Source organism: Erythrobacter crassostreae (assembly GCF_019204045.1).
GTDB classification, from domain to species: domain Bacteria; phylum Pseudomonadota; class Alphaproteobacteria; order Sphingomonadales; family Sphingomonadaceae; genus Erythrobacter; species Erythrobacter crassostreae.
Map to the genome: position 1 here is coordinate 1,414,720 of NZ_JAGSPC010000001.1, position 15,932 is coordinate 1,430,651.

Annotated in this window: 19 protein-coding genes; 9 read left to right on the forward strand and 10 right to left on the reverse strand. The window is 58.2% G+C overall.

Going from position 1 to position 15,932, the window contains the following annotated elements; genetic code table 11:
- Positions 1–20: 20 nt before the first annotated feature.
- Positions 21–848, forward strand: coding sequence for a type I methionyl aminopeptidase (map, locus tag KCG46_RS06880; protein WP_218404535.1), 828 nt, complete (start codon positions 21–23; stop codon positions 846–848).
- Positions 849–1,263: 415 nt separating this feature from the next.
- Here map and KCG46_RS06885 read toward each other — a convergent pair whose 3' ends face one another.
- Genes KCG46_RS06885 through ccmA form a run of 3 tightly spaced genes read right to left on the reverse strand, consistent with a single transcriptional unit; the run spans position 1,264 to position 3,183 of the window.
- A complete protein-coding gene (locus tag KCG46_RS06885) occupies positions 1,264–1,914 on the reverse strand; it encodes a hypothetical protein (protein WP_369410175.1) in 651 nt (216 codons plus the stop codon).
- A gap of 13 nt (positions 1,915–1,927) precedes the next feature.
- Entirely contained in the window at positions 1,928–2,578 is a 651-nt protein-coding gene (locus tag KCG46_RS06890) for a heme exporter protein CcmB (protein WP_218404536.1), read from the reverse strand.
- Entirely contained in the window at positions 2,575–3,183 is a 609-nt protein-coding gene (ccmA, locus tag KCG46_RS06895; protein ID WP_218404537.1) for a heme ABC exporter ATP-binding protein CcmA, read from the reverse strand. Before ccmA ends, KCG46_RS06890 begins: the two co-directional genes overlap by 4 nt.
- 57 nt (positions 3,184–3,240) lie before the next feature.
- Here ccmA and KCG46_RS06900 point away from each other — a divergent pair, with 57 nt between their 5' ends.
- Complete coding sequence (locus KCG46_RS06900; protein WP_218404538.1) at positions 3,241–3,534, forward strand: 4a-hydroxytetrahydrobiopterin dehydratase; 294 nt, start codon at positions 3,241–3,243, stop codon at positions 3,532–3,534.
- Here KCG46_RS06900 and KCG46_RS06905 read toward each other — a convergent pair.
- The 5 genes from KCG46_RS06905 to KCG46_RS06925 all read right to left on the reverse strand — a co-directional run bounded on the left by KCG46_RS06905 (position 3,531) and on the right by KCG46_RS06925 (position 8,654).
- The gene (locus KCG46_RS06905; protein WP_218404539.1) at positions 3,531–4,355 is read right to left on the reverse strand and encodes an SDR family oxidoreductase; all 825 of its coding nucleotides are present in this window, start codon (positions 4,353–4,355) and stop codon (positions 3,531–3,533) included. The two genes, KCG46_RS06900 and KCG46_RS06905, sit on opposite strands and share 4 nt — an antisense overlap.
- A 13-nt stretch (positions 4,356–4,368) precedes the next feature.
- Entirely contained in the window at positions 4,369–5,184 is an 816-nt protein-coding gene (locus KCG46_RS06910; protein ID WP_218404540.1) for an SDR family oxidoreductase, read from the reverse strand.
- A gap of 58 nt (positions 5,185–5,242) precedes the next feature.
- Positions 5,243–7,210, reverse strand: a complete 1,968-nt coding sequence (locus KCG46_RS06915) for a S9 family peptidase (protein ID WP_218404541.1) — start codon at positions 7,208–7,210, stop codon at positions 5,243–5,245.
- 80 nt (positions 7,211–7,290) lie between these two features.
- A complete protein-coding gene (gene rimK, locus KCG46_RS06920) occupies positions 7,291–8,196 on the reverse strand; it encodes a 30S ribosomal protein S6--L-glutamate ligase (RefSeq protein WP_218405354.1) in 906 nt (301 codons plus the stop codon).
- An 8-nt stretch (positions 8,197–8,204) separates the two neighbouring features.
- A complete protein-coding gene (locus tag KCG46_RS06925) occupies positions 8,205–8,654 on the reverse strand; it encodes an ATP-dependent zinc protease family protein (protein ID WP_218404542.1) in 450 nt (149 codons plus the stop codon).
- 398 nt (positions 8,655–9,052) lie between these two features.
- Here KCG46_RS06925 and KCG46_RS06930 point away from each other — a divergent pair, with 398 nt between their 5' ends.
- Positions 9,053–9,160, forward strand: coding sequence for an enoyl-CoA hydratase (locus KCG46_RS06930; protein ID WP_218404543.1), 108 nt, complete (start codon positions 9,053–9,055; stop codon positions 9,158–9,160).
- Between the two features lie 30 nt (positions 9,161–9,190).
- A complete protein-coding gene (locus KCG46_RS06935) occupies positions 9,191–9,631 on the forward strand; it encodes a hypothetical protein (RefSeq protein WP_218404544.1) in 441 nt (146 codons plus the stop codon).
- A gap of 389 nt (positions 9,632–10,020) precedes the next feature.
- On the opposite strand, the gene KCG46_RS06940 is transcribed toward KCG46_RS06935, so the two are convergent.
- Entirely contained in the window at positions 10,021–11,895 is a 1,875-nt protein-coding gene (locus KCG46_RS06940) for an ABC-F family ATP-binding cassette domain-containing protein (RefSeq protein WP_218404545.1), read from the reverse strand.
- A gap of 105 nt (positions 11,896–12,000) precedes the next feature.
- Here KCG46_RS06940 and KCG46_RS06945 point away from each other — a divergent pair, with 105 nt between their 5' ends.
- Complete coding sequence (locus tag KCG46_RS06945; RefSeq protein WP_218404546.1) at positions 12,001–12,261, forward strand: hypothetical protein; 261 nt, start codon at positions 12,001–12,003, stop codon at positions 12,259–12,261.
- Between the two features lie 5 nt (positions 12,262–12,266).
- On the opposite strand, the gene KCG46_RS06950 is transcribed toward KCG46_RS06945, so the two are convergent.
- On the reverse strand, positions 12,267–12,884 hold the full coding sequence (locus tag KCG46_RS06950) for a DNA-3-methyladenine glycosylase family protein (RefSeq protein ID WP_218404547.1): 618 nt from the start codon (positions 12,882–12,884) through the stop codon (positions 12,267–12,269).
- 111 nt (positions 12,885–12,995) lie between these two features.
- On the opposite strand from KCG46_RS06950, the gene KCG46_RS06955 reads away from it, so the two are divergent.
- From KCG46_RS06955 to KCG46_RS06970, 4 genes are read left to right on the forward strand one after another with little or no spacing between them, the layout of a single operon-like run.
- Positions 12,996–13,313 carry a 2Fe-2S iron-sulfur cluster-binding protein gene (locus KCG46_RS06955; protein ID WP_218404548.1) on the forward strand — a complete coding sequence of 106 codons (318 nt, stop codon included), beginning with the start codon at positions 12,996–12,998 and terminating at the stop codon, positions 13,311–13,313.
- A gap of 42 nt (positions 13,314–13,355) precedes the next feature.
- Positions 13,356–14,378 (forward strand): cysteine synthase A, encoded by a 1,023-nt coding sequence (locus KCG46_RS06960; RefSeq protein ID WP_218404549.1) that lies wholly within the window; start codon positions 13,356–13,358, stop codon positions 14,376–14,378.
- A 12-nt stretch (positions 14,379–14,390) separates the two neighbouring features.
- Entirely contained in the window at positions 14,391–14,771 is a 381-nt protein-coding gene (locus KCG46_RS06965) for a hypothetical protein (protein WP_255551811.1), read from the forward strand.
- On the forward strand, positions 14,734–15,522 hold the full coding sequence (locus KCG46_RS06970; RefSeq protein WP_218404550.1) for a motility-associated ABC transporter substrate-binding family protein: 789 nt from the start codon (positions 14,734–14,736) through the stop codon (positions 15,520–15,522). The genes KCG46_RS06965 and KCG46_RS06970 overlap by 38 nt, the downstream gene beginning before the upstream one ends.
- The last annotated feature ends 410 nt before the right edge of the window (positions 15,523–15,932 follow it).

Sequence of the window (15,932 nt, forward strand, 5' to 3'; positions counted from 1 at the left end):
ACCTTCGCTACATAGCGGGCATGACCGAATATCAACTCGTAGAGAGCACAGACACCGTCTACCGCGACGGCACGATCAAGCTGCACACTGAAGAGGGCTTCGATGGGATGCGAAAGGCAGGCCACCTTGCCGCGACCATCCTTGATGAAGTCGCCGATTTGGTGGTGCCCGGCGTAACAACCGCGCAGATTGATGACCGCGTGCGGGAAATGACACTGGATGCCGGCGCGGTACCCGCAACGCTTGGCTATCGCGGCTATGCGCATTCCTGCTGTATTTCGATCAACCATGTAATCTGCCACGGCATCCCTTCGGATAAAGCCCTGAAAGAGGGCGATATCCTGAACGTGGATGTCACCCCGCTGCTGGATGGGTGGCACGGCGATACGAGCCGCATGTTCTATGCGGGTGAACCTGCGATCAAGGCCAAGCGGCTGGTCGATGTGACGTATGAATGCCTGATGCTGGGCATTGATGCGGCCAGCAAACCGGGCGCGCGGCTGGGCGATATTGGCGCTGCGATTGAGGCTCACGCGAAACAGTTCCGTTACGGCGTGGTGCGCGAATTTTGCGGGCACGGTCTGGGCCGGTTGTTCCATGACGCGCCAGAGGTCGTTCACGCTGCAAAGGCGGGCACCGGGCCGGAGCTGAAACCGGGCATGTTCTTCACCATCGAACCGATGATCAACCTTGGCAAGCCTTGGGCCAAAGTGCTGGGCGACGGCTGGACCGCCGTAACCCGCGATAAGTCGCTCTCCGCGCAGTTCGAGCACTCATTGGCGATCACAGATGACGGTGTGGAAATTTTCACGAAAAGCCCGACCGGGCGGGATAAGCCGCCTTATTGATCCAAAATGGCCAGCGAACGTTTTTGGGATGCTTGGCGCAAAGTTGCTTTAGCTTTGTGTTTTGGGCCGGGTTTGATCACGGCTTTCGCAAGCTGGGACGGCAACCTTGCAGGCATTGCGGGCCTCATCGTTTTCGGGTGTATGCTACCAATTCCTCAGGCGGCGATGTTCTTTGTTTCCAACGCGGTTGCAAACCGGTCGACGCGAGCGGTTTGCGTTGCAGCTTCGGTTTTGGCCTTCGTAAATTACTGCTTCTACTTTTTTGTAGCCTTTGATGCGAGCTCAAGCTCGACATCTTCGATAAGTCTGGTCATCCTCCAGTTCTATTTGGCCATCGTAGCTTTGTTGGTTGTTGGGGTATTTGCATGGCTGCGCTCAGTTTTTTCGGACGGGGCGTAAATGTCCGGGAATCTGCTCACAAAAACCACACCGCTAGAACCACGACCATCACCGCAATCACCGCGACCGAAAACGCCAGCATCGCCAGCACTTCGCGGGTGATGCGGCCTTTGGTTAACCAGTCATAGCCCACCGCAATCGCGACCGTGATCGGCACTTGCACGCCGATTGCAACGGGATCGGGCAGGGCGAGCACTTGCACCACGCGGGCATAGGCGGGGGTCATCAGCGCCAGCGTCCCGATCAGCATCGCCTGACGGTGCGCGTGGATATTGCGGGCTCGCGCAAACAGCACAGCGGCGATATAGAGCGGGATGAAGGTCACGAACGCTGCGATGTTGACCACGGTGACTTCAGGTCGCCCCAACTCCTCTCCGATATTCACCGCAAGAATGCCGCCCGAAACGGCCATCGCCGCGACCAGCACAATGGATGCGCGCCCGCTTACCCGATGCAGCGCAAAACGCGCTCCGGCAGTGAGATAGGCTTGGCTGGAAAGCAGCGCGAGCCACGCCAGCATGGCCGCTGCGTGAAACACCACCAGCGGCGTGTAACGCGCCTGCACCTCGGAATGCGCCGCCGCTTTCACAGCGAACGCGATCACGGTGAACACCAGCAATCCGAGCGCAATGCGGCCCATCAGGACATTCGCCTGTTTTTCACTCACCGAGGATTTCAATTCAAACGTCCCTTGCAGCCCTGATCGCGGCGCCTGCGGCAAAGGGCGCGATGGCGACCAGTGTGAGGCTTATAGCTGCAACGAAGCCGAGGCTTGCTTGATCCTGACGCGCGAGCGCGCCTGCGCCGAAAATCAGGATCGGCAGGGCAAGCGGGATGAGCATCAGGCCAGATAGCGCGGCTCCAGCGCGCAGGCTCGCAGTTAGCGCCGCGATGATCAATCCGATGGCGGCAAGTCCCGGTGTGCCTGCCAGAAGCCCAAGCAGAAGCAGGTGCAAGCTCGGCCCATCCAGCGCAAGCAAAGCGGCGGCTGGGAAAGCGGCCAATATTAGCGGAGGGCCAAAGCTGAGCCAATGTGCGAGCAGGCGCACCGCCATCATAATCTCTTCGGTAAATCCGCGCAGGCGCAGCTGGTCAAATGTGCCAAGCTCTATGTCCTGCGCGACCAGTTTTTCCAGCGGCAGGATCGCGGCGAGCAGAGCGGCAATCCAGACAATTCCGCCGCCGGTGCGGCCCAGCAATTCCTGATCCGGCCCCACGGCGAAGGGATACAGCATCGCCACCGCGACAAAGAACACTACGGGCAGGGCGGCACCGCCGCCTGTAAAGGGGAAAAACTTGCCCAGATCGCGTTTGAGCAGCGCGCCGATCATGCGGGCTCATCCATTGGCGCAAAATCTTCAATGGCCAGAGTTCGCAGGCCGTCTATCGCGAGCGTCTGGTGCGATGCGATCAGCGCAGTTCCGCCGCCGCCAATATGGAGCGCGATTAACGCAGTGACTTGCTCAATTGCCGCCACATCCAGCCCGCTAAGCGGCTCATCCAATAGCCAGATCGGCACGCCGCGATTGAGCAGCGCGGCAAGGCCCGCCCGCTTACGCTGTCCGGTCGAAAGGTAGCGCACAGGCACATCCAGCAGCGGCTCCAGCCCGAGCACCTTGAGCGCGCCTGAAGGATCGCGGCAGCCATCGATGCGCTGCCAGAAGTCCAATGATTTGCCGAGTGGTTGATCCGGATCGAGGCCAGTGCGTTCGTCCAGCAATCCCAGCTCGCCCTTGCAAATGACGCTGCCTGCGTAAGGGGTGGTGAGGCCCCCCAGCGCGCGGATCAATGTCGTCTTGCCGGTGCCATTCGCACCGGTGATGTGCAGCGCCTCTCCTTCGCCCAGTTCAAACGACAGCCCTCGAAACAGCAGCCGGTCGCCGCGGCGACATGCCAGCGCGTTTGCAATAAGCTTTGGATTTGGAGAACCTTGCATGGTCCCGTGCGTTAGGCAAAAGCGACCCCGCAAACAACTCTCACTTCAGGAGCCCCCATGGCCAGTGTCACCGAGCTGAACGAAAAAGAACGCGCTACCTTGCTGGCGGACCGCCCCGAATGGGAGCTGACGCGCGAAGACAAAGCGATCACGCGCACGTTCCAGTTTGGCGATTTTTCCGAAGCATGGGGCTTTATGAGCCGCGTGGCATTGCTCGCTGATACGCAGGATCATCATCCCGAATGGTTCAACGTCTACGCCAAGATAGAGATTACTTTGACCACGCACGACGCGGGCGGATTGTCACAGCGCGATGCGACAATGGCGCGCGCGATCGACAAACTGGTCTAAAGCTCAACTCCAACACCCTGGCTGCGCATTTCCTTGCGCAATAGTCCCGGCATCCAGCGTTTAAGGCGGCGCATGCGCTTTGCCATTTTGCCGACGGTGTAATGCAGATCGTCCCCGTGGACGGCCTGCCACACGACGCCCGGCACGATGTCGACAGATGACACTTCGACACCGGCCTCGATCAGGGTCTCTTTGGCGGTCTGGTTCGAGTCTTCCTGAATTTTTCCGATGATTGGCGTGTCGATAAATCCGGGGCAAAGTGCGGCAACTTTGATCCCGTCATCGGCCCATTCCGCATCCAAACTTTCGGTCAGGCCGCGAACGCCCCATTTGGTTGCGCAGTAAGCGGCAAGGCCCGGTGCGCCGATGATGCCCGCGAGGCTTGCGGTGTTGAGCAGCACAGAGCCCGGCGCGGTTTCGGCGAGGTAGCGATGCGATGCCTGCGCGCCGAAAATCACGCCCTTCATATTGATGTCGAGCATGCGGGTGAGTTCGTCTTCGTCTTGATCCACCAGCGGCCCGCCATCACCGATACCGGCATTGTTGAACACAACATCGATGCGTCCGCCAGCGGCTTTCGCGAAGTCGGCCAAAGCCTTGTCCCACTGATCGCGGAACCGCACGTCGAGCGTGTGTGTCGAAGCTCTGCCACCGGTGATCATGGACAGCGTTTCGGCCATCCCCGCCTCGTTGACATCGGCGATGCCGACGAACCAGCCGCGTGCCGCAAAAAACACGGCGACCGCGCGGCCAATGCCCGATGCGCCGCCAGTGATGAAGATGGAACGGGTGGGTTCGCCTACGCTTGTTTCTGTGCTCATATCTGTACCCGCCCTATTTCCCGAGGAGTGCCGCGCCTTCGCGGTTCTGTTTGCGCACTTTGCCGGGCATCCAGCGCTTGGCAAAGTTCAGTTTCTTGGCAGTTTTGCCGACGAGATAGTGCAGATCATCCCCGTGGACAGCCTGCCAGATTGTCTCGGCGACTTCTTCAACCGGTGTGATTTCAAGTCCTGCGGCTTGAACGCGTGTTCGCACCGCTTCGTTCGAATTGCGATTGCCTGTGCCATCGAGCAGCGGCGTTTCGATAAAGCTTGGGCAGATCGAGCAGGACTTGATCCCCTCCGGTGCCCATTCCGCATCCAGACTTTCCGCGATGCCGCGCACCGCAAATTTGGTCGCGCTGTAAACGCTCATGCCGGTGCCGCCGCTGATGCCGGCCGCACTCGCGATGTTGACGAGTGCCGATCCGGGTGCCGTCTTCTGGAGATAAGGATAGACCGCCTGAGCGCCGTAAAGAACTCCGCGCAGATTGATGTCGAGGCAGCGATCAATCTCTTCGGTTTCCAGCTCGGCAAGCGCTCCGCCTGTGCCGATACCGGCATTGTTGACCATCGCATCGATCCGCCCACCAGCCGCGGTCGAGAACGCTTCCAGCGCGGTGTCCCATGCGGCGCGATCACGCACGTCGAGTTTGTGCATGTAGGTGAAGCCGCCGGGGATCAGGCCGAGCGTGTCTTCCATGCCGGTTTCATTGATATCGGCGATGCCAACAAACCAGCCGCGCTCCCCGAAATAGCGCGCCGTTGCGCGGCCGATACCGGAGGCTCCGCCAGTGATGAATATGCTGCGGCGCGGTTCTGATGCGCTCATGTGATCCCTCTCCAATTGCGATTTGAAACTTGTCTATCGCGGGGAGGGTCGCTTGTCATCAGGCCAAAGCGGCTTTCAATCCCTGCACATGATCCTCGCCTTCGACGATCTCGGCAGTCGAAGGCTTCAGCACATCGCCCAAAGGCTCCGCGCGTCCACCGATACATTCGGCGAGGAAGTTTTCGGCGACGGCAAAGAACGCGATCGAGTTGGCAGGTTTCGCAAAGCCGTGGCCTTCATCGGGATAGAGCACGTAGGTGACAGGAATGCCCGCGTCTTTCATCGCGCCGACGATCTGGTCGCTTTCATCCTGCTTCACGCGGGGATCGTTCGCGCCTTGCGCAATCAGCAGCGGTTTGATGATCTGATCCGCCTTGTGCAGCGGGCTGGCCGCTTTCAGCAGTGCGAGCCCTTCCTCGGTTTCGGGGTTGCCCATGCGTTCGTGAAAGGTTTTGACCAGCGGCGCCCAGTATGGCGGGATCGTGCCGAGCAGCGTTTCGAGGTTGGACGGGCCGACAATGTCCACACCGCAGGCAAACACGTCCGGAGTGAAGGCGAGGCCGGCCAGCGTCGCATATCCGCCGTAGGATCCGCCCATGATCGCGACCTTGTCTTTGACCGCGATCCCTTCGGAAACGGCCCAATCGACCGCGTCGATCAGATCGTCATGCATCTTCAGGCCCCACTGTTTGTTCGCAGCGTTGAGGAAGCTTTTGCCGAAGCCGGTCGACCCGCGAAAGTTGACGGACAGCACCGCATAGCCGCGATTGGCGAGCATTTGATGCGTCGAGTTAAACCCGTACCCGTCGCGCGCCCACGGTCCGCCATGGACAAGCAGAACCATCGGCACCGGAGCCGATGGACGCCCATTGCCATTCGCATCGCTGCCAGCGGGCAGGGTGAGGTAGGATGGCAGTGTAAGCCCGTCGCGGCTGGTAATCTCGACCGGATGCAGTCTTTGCAGCGGCGCGCCTTCAAGCTCTGGCCGCGTGACGTAAAACGGCGTCAACGTGCTTGCGTCACGATCATAAATATGGCTCGCAACCGGATCGCCGACCGGATCATTCCACACGATCCATGTGCGGTCATCCTCGGTGCGGCTCATGATGCCGTATTCGCCATCAAACTGAGTGCCGAGCCAATCAAGCGAGGCCTTCATCTCCGGGTCAATCGCAGTCCACTCGGTCTTGAGATAGTTCACGGCATAGGCCTGTATCTCGCCGGTTTTCTGATCCTGCATCGCGCCGCTGATATCGGCTTTGTCGTCCTCTGCGATCAGTGTGCGTTCACCCGTCGCGGTGTCCTGAGCATAAAGCGCTGCGGTGTCGCGCCCGCGGCTATCCATCCAATAGAGGATCGATCCATCGACGGTGTATCCGCTAGGCGAAGTGGTGAGCGCATCTTCCATCGCAGTGCTTTCAAACGGCTCATCGCTGAACGCGCCATCGCTGAATCGGAAATAGTCCGTCCCGCCAGCCTCGTTTTGCGCCATCGCCATGCGAAGGGTCAGGCTGTCATCGGACATAAAACCGGCATAGGCATTGTTCTCATAGACCAGCTCAAGCGCGCCGGTGTTGAGGTTGAGCCGGTGAACATCGTGGAACTGCGCGTCGCGATTGTTCAGGCCGACGAGCACTTCATCAAGGATGGTTTCAGACGCGCCGACAATCCGCACCCGCGTTTCTTCAAACGGGGTCAGGCAAACCTCTTCGCCGCTGGCAATATCGATCCGGTAAAGCAGGAAGTTCTCGTCCCCGCCTTTGTCTTGAATATAGCCGACGCTCTTGCCATCGGGTGCCCAGAAATGGTCGCGGATCGGGCGGTCTGTCGAGGAAGTGATCGCCTTCGCATCATCCGGGTTATCGCGCGGCGCGAGCCAGATATTCAGCGTGCCATCCAGCGGCGCGAGCCAGCTGAGCCATGTGCCATCGGGGCTGATCTTTCCTTGGGCGCGGGTCGGATTGCCGAACAAGGCATCGCGCGGGATCAGCGGAAATTGGTCGATAGCAGTGTTGGCGGCGCTCATGGTGTCTCCCTTGGGTAAGGGTGACAGCTAGGTATGCGGCGGAGAAATGCAATTGATCATCCCCCCGCTACAGTATTGTTCTATCCCTTACCTTTGGTCTTGGTTGCCCCCGGCTTGGCATTGCTTTCGATAAATTCGATGATCTGACCGGCAATATCCTTGCCCGTCGCGTTTTCGATGCCCTCAAGGCCAGGAGAGGAGTTCACCTCCATAATAACCGGGCCGTGATTGCTGCGCAGCAGATCAACGCCGCATACGTTCAGGCCCATTGCCTTCGCCGCGCGCACCGCGGTGGAGCGTTCCTCAGGCGTGATCTTGATCAATTGCGCGCTGCCGCCGCGGTGCAGGTTGGAACGAAATTCACCCTCTGCGCCCTGACGTTTCATCGCCGCGACGACTTTGCCGCCCACGACGAGACAGCGGATGTCCGATCCGCCGGCCTCTTTGATGAATTCCTGCACCATGATCGCGATGTTCGCGCCGCGGAACGCTTCGATAATCGACGCGCCGCCTTTCAGCGTCTCGGCCAGAACCACACCGATGCCCTGCGTGCCCTCTAGCAGCTTGATCACCACTGGCGGGCCGTTGACCGCTTTGATCAAATCCTCGGCCTGCTTTGGATCATTGGCATAAGCTGTCAGCGGCAGGCCCAATCCGTATTTGGCCATAATCTGGGTAGAACGCAGTTTATCGCGGCTGCGCCCGATCGCGACACTTTCATTCAGCGACCAGACCCCGCCCATTTCAAACTGCCGCAGAACCGCGAGGCCATAGGCCGTGATCGAGGCACCAATACGCGGAATGACTGCATCATAACCCGTCAGTGTCTCGCCCTTATACGTCACGGTCGGACGGTGGCTGGCGATGTTCACGGTGCAGCGGGTGGTGTTGAGAATATCGAGAGTGTGCCCGCGCTGCTCGGCCGCTTCGACCAGACGCTTGTGCGAATAGAGGTTTGGGTTGCGTGCGAGCATGGCAATTTTCATCGGCTTACTCATGATCTTTTACCTTTTTTGTTCTGCATGCTGACAGTCTGAAGCCAGGAATGGCCGCTATCCACCAGAAATCGGCGGCGTAACGATGATCGTCCAATAAGCATCGGAAATTTCATATCCGACCGATCAGCCAGACTGATCTCGGCCCGGAATTCGACGCTGCCAATCTTCAGCGGCGTCTTGATGACATAGCGTTGCTGTGTGTCACCGTTAGAGCTTGTTATGCCTCTGATGTCCACATGGACGGCTTCACAAATATGCTCCTCGCCATCCCAATCGACTGCGAACCGGATCAGCTGCTCGCCGTCCCGGTCAATCTCCTCGATCACGTGCCCGTGCAGCGACGATGTCCGCGCGCCGCTATCGATCTTGGCAGGGATGCCGTGCAAGCCAAGTTGCGGCAGATCGACAAGCTCGCGCCAGCCGACGATGGGCGATGTCTTACCCATTACAGGTCAATTGGATGTGGATTTGCGCACGGCGCATCATGTTTCCTGTCGTTCTCATAACTGATCTGTGTGCCTTAGCGTGAGATCGGGATCGCACCAACATGTTGGTTCAGGCGTGCGACCAGCGGAGATTGAAGGGGAAGATCTGCGATGTCCGCTACCGACCCCATTGCGGGCATGTGCTCAACAGTATTGTGCTTTAGTTGCCGAAGCTCTCTGACCACCAGTCCCAACCTTTGGGAAATTTCCCCAAGTCTTGAGATGTGGTGTCAGTTCCCGATTGGGCGCCCCTCTGAAAATTCTTAGAATTCCGCCGTTTTTTAAGTTTGGCACGCCTGATGCAAAGTGGTGGGCATCAAGCGGAACACCCCGCCGGACACACAAAACGGAGACTTAAAATGACCAACACCGCCAACAACTTCGCCGCAGCCGCCCTCTCGATCATCATCTCGGCCGGCCTCTTTGCTTACGCTATTATCCCGGCCAGCCCGACACTACTCGCCTAATCGCTCCCGATACACAGAGTGAAAGACGATATGAAACGAAAGCTCGCGATAGCAATCTCCGGAATCTTTCTCGTAACCGGCCTCATCAGAGTTGGTGTTGGTGCGATTGTGATCAGCGAATCAACCGGCTGGTGGCAATTGGGCGGAGAAGCAGCGCTCGCTGTTGCAGAAACACAGCAATTCATCGGTGATGCGAGCACAAATCTCGTCGGTTTCACACCTTTCTCCTACTTCGTATTCCTATTGTTCATGGGAGCAATCGTCAGCGTGGGCGCTATCGCGCAAATGCGGCGCAAAAGCTGGGGTCTTGCGCTGATCGGCACCTATCTGTGCTGCCACGCATTCCTGTTTCTCAACTTCATGACGATCAACCCAAAAATCGGATTGCTTGCTCTTGCATCGCTGTTGGCGCTTATTCTCGCTTGGGCCAACAAGGATAGTGCATCGAGGCGTGAACCTTCTCCGCTCTAGTATCAACGCACGGTCGTCCCGGAAACGAGGGCCCGCTGACGCAAAGGCCATTGTAGCTCTAACGAGCGTCTCACCGCTGCGATTTCTCATATTTTTGGTTATCGGCCTACCGGTTGGGTTCATCCTGACGAGGCTAGGGTTCACTTACCACCTTAGGATCAGACCTGCGCATCAACTTTCCTACACCTACCTAAACCGCTATCAGGCAGGCGGCTCTTTCAAATCGTTGACGCTCGATTTTCTCTGTAAGGCAGGCCTACGCATTGTGTGTGCAAGTTGGACAGTGGTCACCCGTGTCCTACATTTCTCTTTCACAATAAAAACAAATATCTAACGCTGTAGGCACCGCATGACATGTTGGAGAATGTGTCATGTGTGTCCTACACGTTTCAGCCCGCTTCTGCCGCTTCCAGTTTCTCGCTGAACGCCATCCATTCCGCTTCGACCGCGTCCAGTTCATCGGACAATTCGGAGCGCAAGGATAACAGCTCGCTCATGCTTTTATCGGTGAGATGTTTGGCGGCGCTCTCTGGTTCATACATTGCCTTGTCAATGGCGCTGCGGTCCGATTGCAGTTTGGCCATCGCTTTTTCCGTGCGTGCCACATCAGCTTTCACGCTGCGGATCTCGGCCCGCTCTTTGGAGCTTTTCTTGCCGCCTTTGCTCTTGGTGCTTTTACCGCCGCCCTCTTTCTTCGGCTGGTTCAGGCCCAGCACGAAATCGATGTAATCCTCCATGCTGCCGGAGAATTCCTTGGCGGTGCCTTCGTCCACCAGCACGAGCCTGTCGGCGCTGAGCTCGACCATGTGCCGATCGTGGCTGATCAGGATGACTGCGCCGTTGTAATCGTTGAGCGCCTGCACAAGAGCTTCGCGGGCATCGACGTCCAAGTGGTTGGTCGGCTCATCCAGAATAAGCAGATGCGGCGCGTCTCGGGTGATCAGGGCGAGCGCAAGCCGTGCGCGTTCTCCGCCGGATAGTTTGGCGACTTTTTGCGTGGCTCGGTTGCCTGAAAAACCAAACCGGCCCAGTTGCTCGCGGACTTTGCCCGGTGGCATGCCCTCCATGGCGTGGGTCATATGTTCTAGCGGGGTTTCGTCGCCGGAGAGTTCTTCCACCTGATACTGGGTGAAATAGCCGACCTTCATCTTGCCTGGTGCGTTCACTTCGCCTTCCATCAGGGGAAGCTGTGCGGCGAGCAGGCGCGCCAAAGTCGTCTTACCGTTGCCGTTACGCCCTAGCAGCGCGATGCGATCATCCGGCTCGATCCGCAGGCTGACCCGTTTCAGGATTGGCACATCAGCGGTGTAGCCGACCGCTGCCATATCCATGGTGATCATCGGCGGTTTCAGCTGGCTGGGGCTGGGGAAATCAAAGCTGAGCGAGGGGTCTTCCATCAGTGCGGCGATGGGCTGCATTTTCGCCAGCATCTTGGCGCGGGATTGAGCTTGCTTGGCAGTCGAGGCGCGGGCGCTGTTGCGGGCCACGTAGTCTTGCAACCGCGCACGCTGGGCATCCTGCGCAGCTTTGGCCGATTCCAGCTGAGCTGCGCGTTCGGCTCGCTGCTTTTCAAAGCTGTCATACCCGCCGGGATACAGGGTCAGCTGGCCGCCTTGGAGATGCAGGATATGATCAGCGACTTTGTTCAACAGATCGCGTTCGTGGCTGATGACTAGCAGTGTGGCGGGGTAGCTTTTGAGGAAGTTCTCGAGCCACAAGGTCGCTTCAAGATCGAGGTGGTTTGATGGCTCATCAAGCAGCAAAATGTCAGGTTGCGAAAACAGCAGCGCGCCTAGCGCGACACGCATTTTCCAACCGCCTGAAAAACTGTCGAGCGGCTGGCGCTGCATTTCCTCATCAAAGCCGAGGCCGATCAGAATGCGCGCGGCACGCGACGGCGCGCTGTAGGCATCAATCGCCAGCAGCCGATCATGCACATCGCCAAGCCGGTCCATGTCGGTGCAGGTTTCGGATTCTTCCAGCAGCGCGGCGCGCTCGGTATCCGCGGCCAATACAACTTCTTCGGGTGTCGTATCCCCGCTCGGCGCTTCCTGCGCGATATAGCCGAGACGGAGCTTGGACGACTTCGTGATTGCGCCTTCATCCGGCTCGATCTCGCCGATCAGAGCCTTCATCAAAGTCGATTTGCCTGCGCCATTGCGCCCGATCAGGCCAACCCGCGCACCATCAGGTATCGCAGCGCTGGCGTGTTCCAGGATCGAGCGGCCGCCAAGCCGGACAGTGATATCATCGATGGTCAGCATGGCGCGCCTCTAGCAAGTCATTGCGCGCTTCCCAACGAAATTGAACCTGCAACAAAAGGAATTCGCAAAGCTTGCATCCTTGCCACAGACGTTTAGCCAAGCGGCATGGATATGGAACATCTGCTGCAACGCTATTTTGGCACAACCGATCTGGGCGAGGTTCAGGTTGATGCCATCCCCGCCGCCACGGACCGGATGCTGGTTGATTTCGGGCTTGAGAAAGACAGCGGGAAGCGTTTTGCGCTGTGGAGTCTTCTGTTCATGATGGATGCCGCGCCTGATTTGGACGTCGCGTTTGAAGATGAAGAAGAGCGCGAGGCGGCGCGCAATTTCATGGATATGATCATCGCCGCCAGCCAAACGTAGTCAGATCAAAGCGCCGGTGCGTCGTAGTACCGCCATGAAAACAGCGCCATGGCGGCCCTGTGCGGGGACCACCGTTTGCCGATCTCGCGCAGTTCTTTTTCCTTTGGTCGTTCGTCCAATTCGAGCAAACGTCGCACGCCTTCCTGAACCGCCAGATCGCCGGCAGGCCACATGTCCGCGCGCCCTTCGGCGAACATCAAGTATATCTCCGCCGACCAGCGGCCGATGCCTTTGATGCGGGTGAGTTCCTCGATCGCTTCTTCATCGCCCTCGGGTAGATCGTCGAAGTCGATCTCACCCGCGGCGACCAATTCACATAGCGAGCGTGCATAGCCCTGTTTTTGGCGCGAAAGGCCGCACGCACGCAGAGTGTCGAAATCACGTTCTAACACGCATGACGGCGTGAAATCCTCGCCCAGTTCTGCCGCGAGCTTGTTCCACATAGACGTGGCCGCCGCGACAGAGACTTGTTGACCCACGATAGTGCGCAGCAAAGTCTTGTAGCCCCGATCTCGCAAGCGCGGTTCGGGGTAACCGACACGCTGCAGTTCAGCGGCGAGCTTTGCATCCCGCGATGCCAGCTCATCAAGCCCGGCGCGAATTTGCTCTGCGGTGATGCCCACTTGGTTGTTCCTTGGCTTGCGTTGAATTTCGGAACGTCCTAGCAGCCCGTCTGTTCATCCGATAGCGCGCGTTCTTGCGCTCAATGTCATTGTCAAAGAGGAAGTCTGTCCATGCCAAAGCTCGTCGTCACCAACCGCGAAGGTGAAACAAGCGAAATCGATGTCGAAAATGGCCTAACCGTGATGGAAGCCATCCGCGACAATGGCTTTGACGAATTGCTCGCTCTATGCGGCGGCTGCTGCTCCTGCGCGACGTGCCACATTTACGTTGATGGCAGCGAGACAGCTGGCATGTCCGAAATGAGCGAAGACGAAGACGACCTGCTGGAATCTTCGGATCACCGCAAAGAAACATCGCGTCTCTCCTGTCAGGTTCCGCTCACGCCAGAGCTTGACGGACTTAAGGTAACTATCGCCCCTGAAGATTGATGTTGTTTGCCGGACCGGGGTTCGCACCCTAAATCCGCGCTCATGAACATTACTCAACCTATCGGCGAAACGCTCGCCTTGATCGGAAATACTCCGCTCGTACGCCTAACCGGCCCCAGTGAGGCAGCAGGCTGTGACATCTGGGGTAAGTGCGAATTCGCCAATCCCGGTTCTTCGGTAAAGGACCGGGCGGCGCTTTATATGATCCGCGATGCAGAGGCGCGCGGGGAGTTAAAGCCGGGCGGCACTGTGATCGAAGGGACGGCTGGCAACACCGGTATCGGCATCGCGCTGGTCGCGAATGCGCTCGGTTACAAGACGATCATCGTCATGCCGGACAACCAATCGAAAGAGAAAATGGACACGCTGCGCGCACTCGGCGCGAAGCTCGTTCTGGTTCCGCCGACCAAATATGCCGACCCATGCCATTTTCAGCATGTATCGCGCCGCATGGCAGAGGAAACCGAGGGCGCGATCTGGGCGGGTCAGTTCGACAACACTGCCAATCGCAAGGCTCATATCGAAGGCACCACCGAAGAGCTGTGGGAGCAAACCGGCGGCAAGATCGACGGCTTCACCTGTGCAGCGGGCACTGGCGGAACGATTGCCGGCGTCGGAATGGGATTGAAGGAAAAAAACGCGAATATTCGCATTGCTTTGACCGACCCGCACGGCGCCGCACTCTACAACTATTACGCACACGGTGAGCTTAAAGGCGAAGGTTCTTCTGTCGCCGAAGGGATTGGGCAAGGACGGATCACCGCCAACCTCGAAGGGGCACCGATCGATACCCAGTTCCGCATTTCTGACGAAGAAGGAATGATCTGGGTCGAGCGGCTGCTACGTGAAGAAGGGCTTTGTCTCGGCCTCTCATCAGGGATCAATGTCGCCGGAGCCATCGAACTCGGCAAGCAATTGGTCTCCGAAGGGCGAGACAATCCGCAGGTCGCGACAATCCTCTGTGATACCGGCTTCCGCTATCTCTCGACGCTGTACAACGCTGAATGGTTGGGAGCGAAAGGTCTGCCGGTGTTTGACTGGCTGGCGCATGAGGGCGACGCCTGATACTCTGGCGCAATGGCAGAGAAACAACTCTTCAGCCGATTGATCGGTGAAAAGGCAGACGGCGAAAGCGCGCCGCTTGGCGGCAACCGAGAGGAAGCGGCACAGCGCCTTCAGGTCGGACTTTTCGGAATTGGTGCTATGGTGTTGCTGGTCGGGCTTGCGAGCGTGATCGGCAATCAAGCTCAGTTGAGCGAGGAAAATGCGGTGCCAGAGGCTGCTCCCACAACAGAGCCGACCGATGCTCCGCCGCAGCGCGACCCGCTGGCCGATGCTGGCGTCGTCCCGGATATTCTGGCTGAACCAAGCCCAACGCCAACTGGTGAAGAACCAATCCTGCCCGAACAGGGCGGTAGCAATGCTGCCGGGCCGCCTGATGATACGCCTGCTCAATAGGATTGCGCTGGCGGGATTTACGATTGCCGCCGCTTCGTCCTGCACATCGGAGCCTAAGGTCTCCGCCCCAGAACCGGCCTGTTTCAGCGGCGAAACGCCGCCAGATTTGGCCTTAATGACCAGCTTGCCGATCTACTGGCCTGCCAATTTCTTTTTTGATGGGCTGGACGGTGAGATTGCGGAGCCCCCCTGGCAGCGGCTCATTATCGAGGAATGCCATACCCTGATCCCCCTCGACACACTTTCCAAGGATTCAGCTGGAACCGATCCTCTCCTTGGGCATGAACGGCTCGCCGTGATCCAACCGCGCGGGCTTTCACCTGCAGATAATGTGGCGCTCGATGAATGGGTGCGCGGGGGCGGGCAATTGCTGCTTGTGCTCGACCCAATGTTGGTGGGGGAATACGATTCTCCGCTAGGCGATCCTGCAAGACCGGTTGAAGCAGCGCTTATTCCACCAGTCGTCGCGCGCTGGGGTCTACAAGTCAGCTTCGATGAGAATCAAAGCCCTGATCTTCAAACGGAGATCATTGGCGAGGGGCTGGTTCCATTGATGCAAACAGGCACAATTTCTCGGGTGGACCCCTCTGATGAGACTTGCGGAGTTATCGCAAACGGCGCTGCGGCCAGTTGCCAGATCGGTGAGGGCCGGGTGACGCTTCTCGCCGACGCGACGGTCTTTGAAGCTGATGTGGAAGCGAGAGAAAACGGGTATCACCCATTGCTCAATCTGTTGAAATACAGCTTTTAAAACTACTGATCGGGAAAATTGCGGGAAAACGTCTGACGCGCGGTCTTATGGTAAAGGACTCGCGCGGGAACTCTGTGGAATTGGCCTGTTTTCAGCGGTTTCTTAAGGGAAATTGCGGGAATTTCCGTACTTCTTCGAGCTTAATGAAAATGTTACAAGTCTAAAAATTACATATAAAACAGTAAGTTCCCGACTAATCCCTAGATTTCCCGTAAAAAGCCCTTTCCTCGACACTGCGTTAACGATAATACCGTCTTCCATCAAACATAGCTGTTTGCCTCGCGTCACCTGTTTCGGTCGGCGCGCTGCTCCCGCTCGCGCGGTGGCGGCGACGGAAAAGTCATGGCTAAGCGCGTGTTTGAGATGAAGGCTGGTCGAGAGGGTTTTGGCCAGTCAGGGATTTTAGGGGA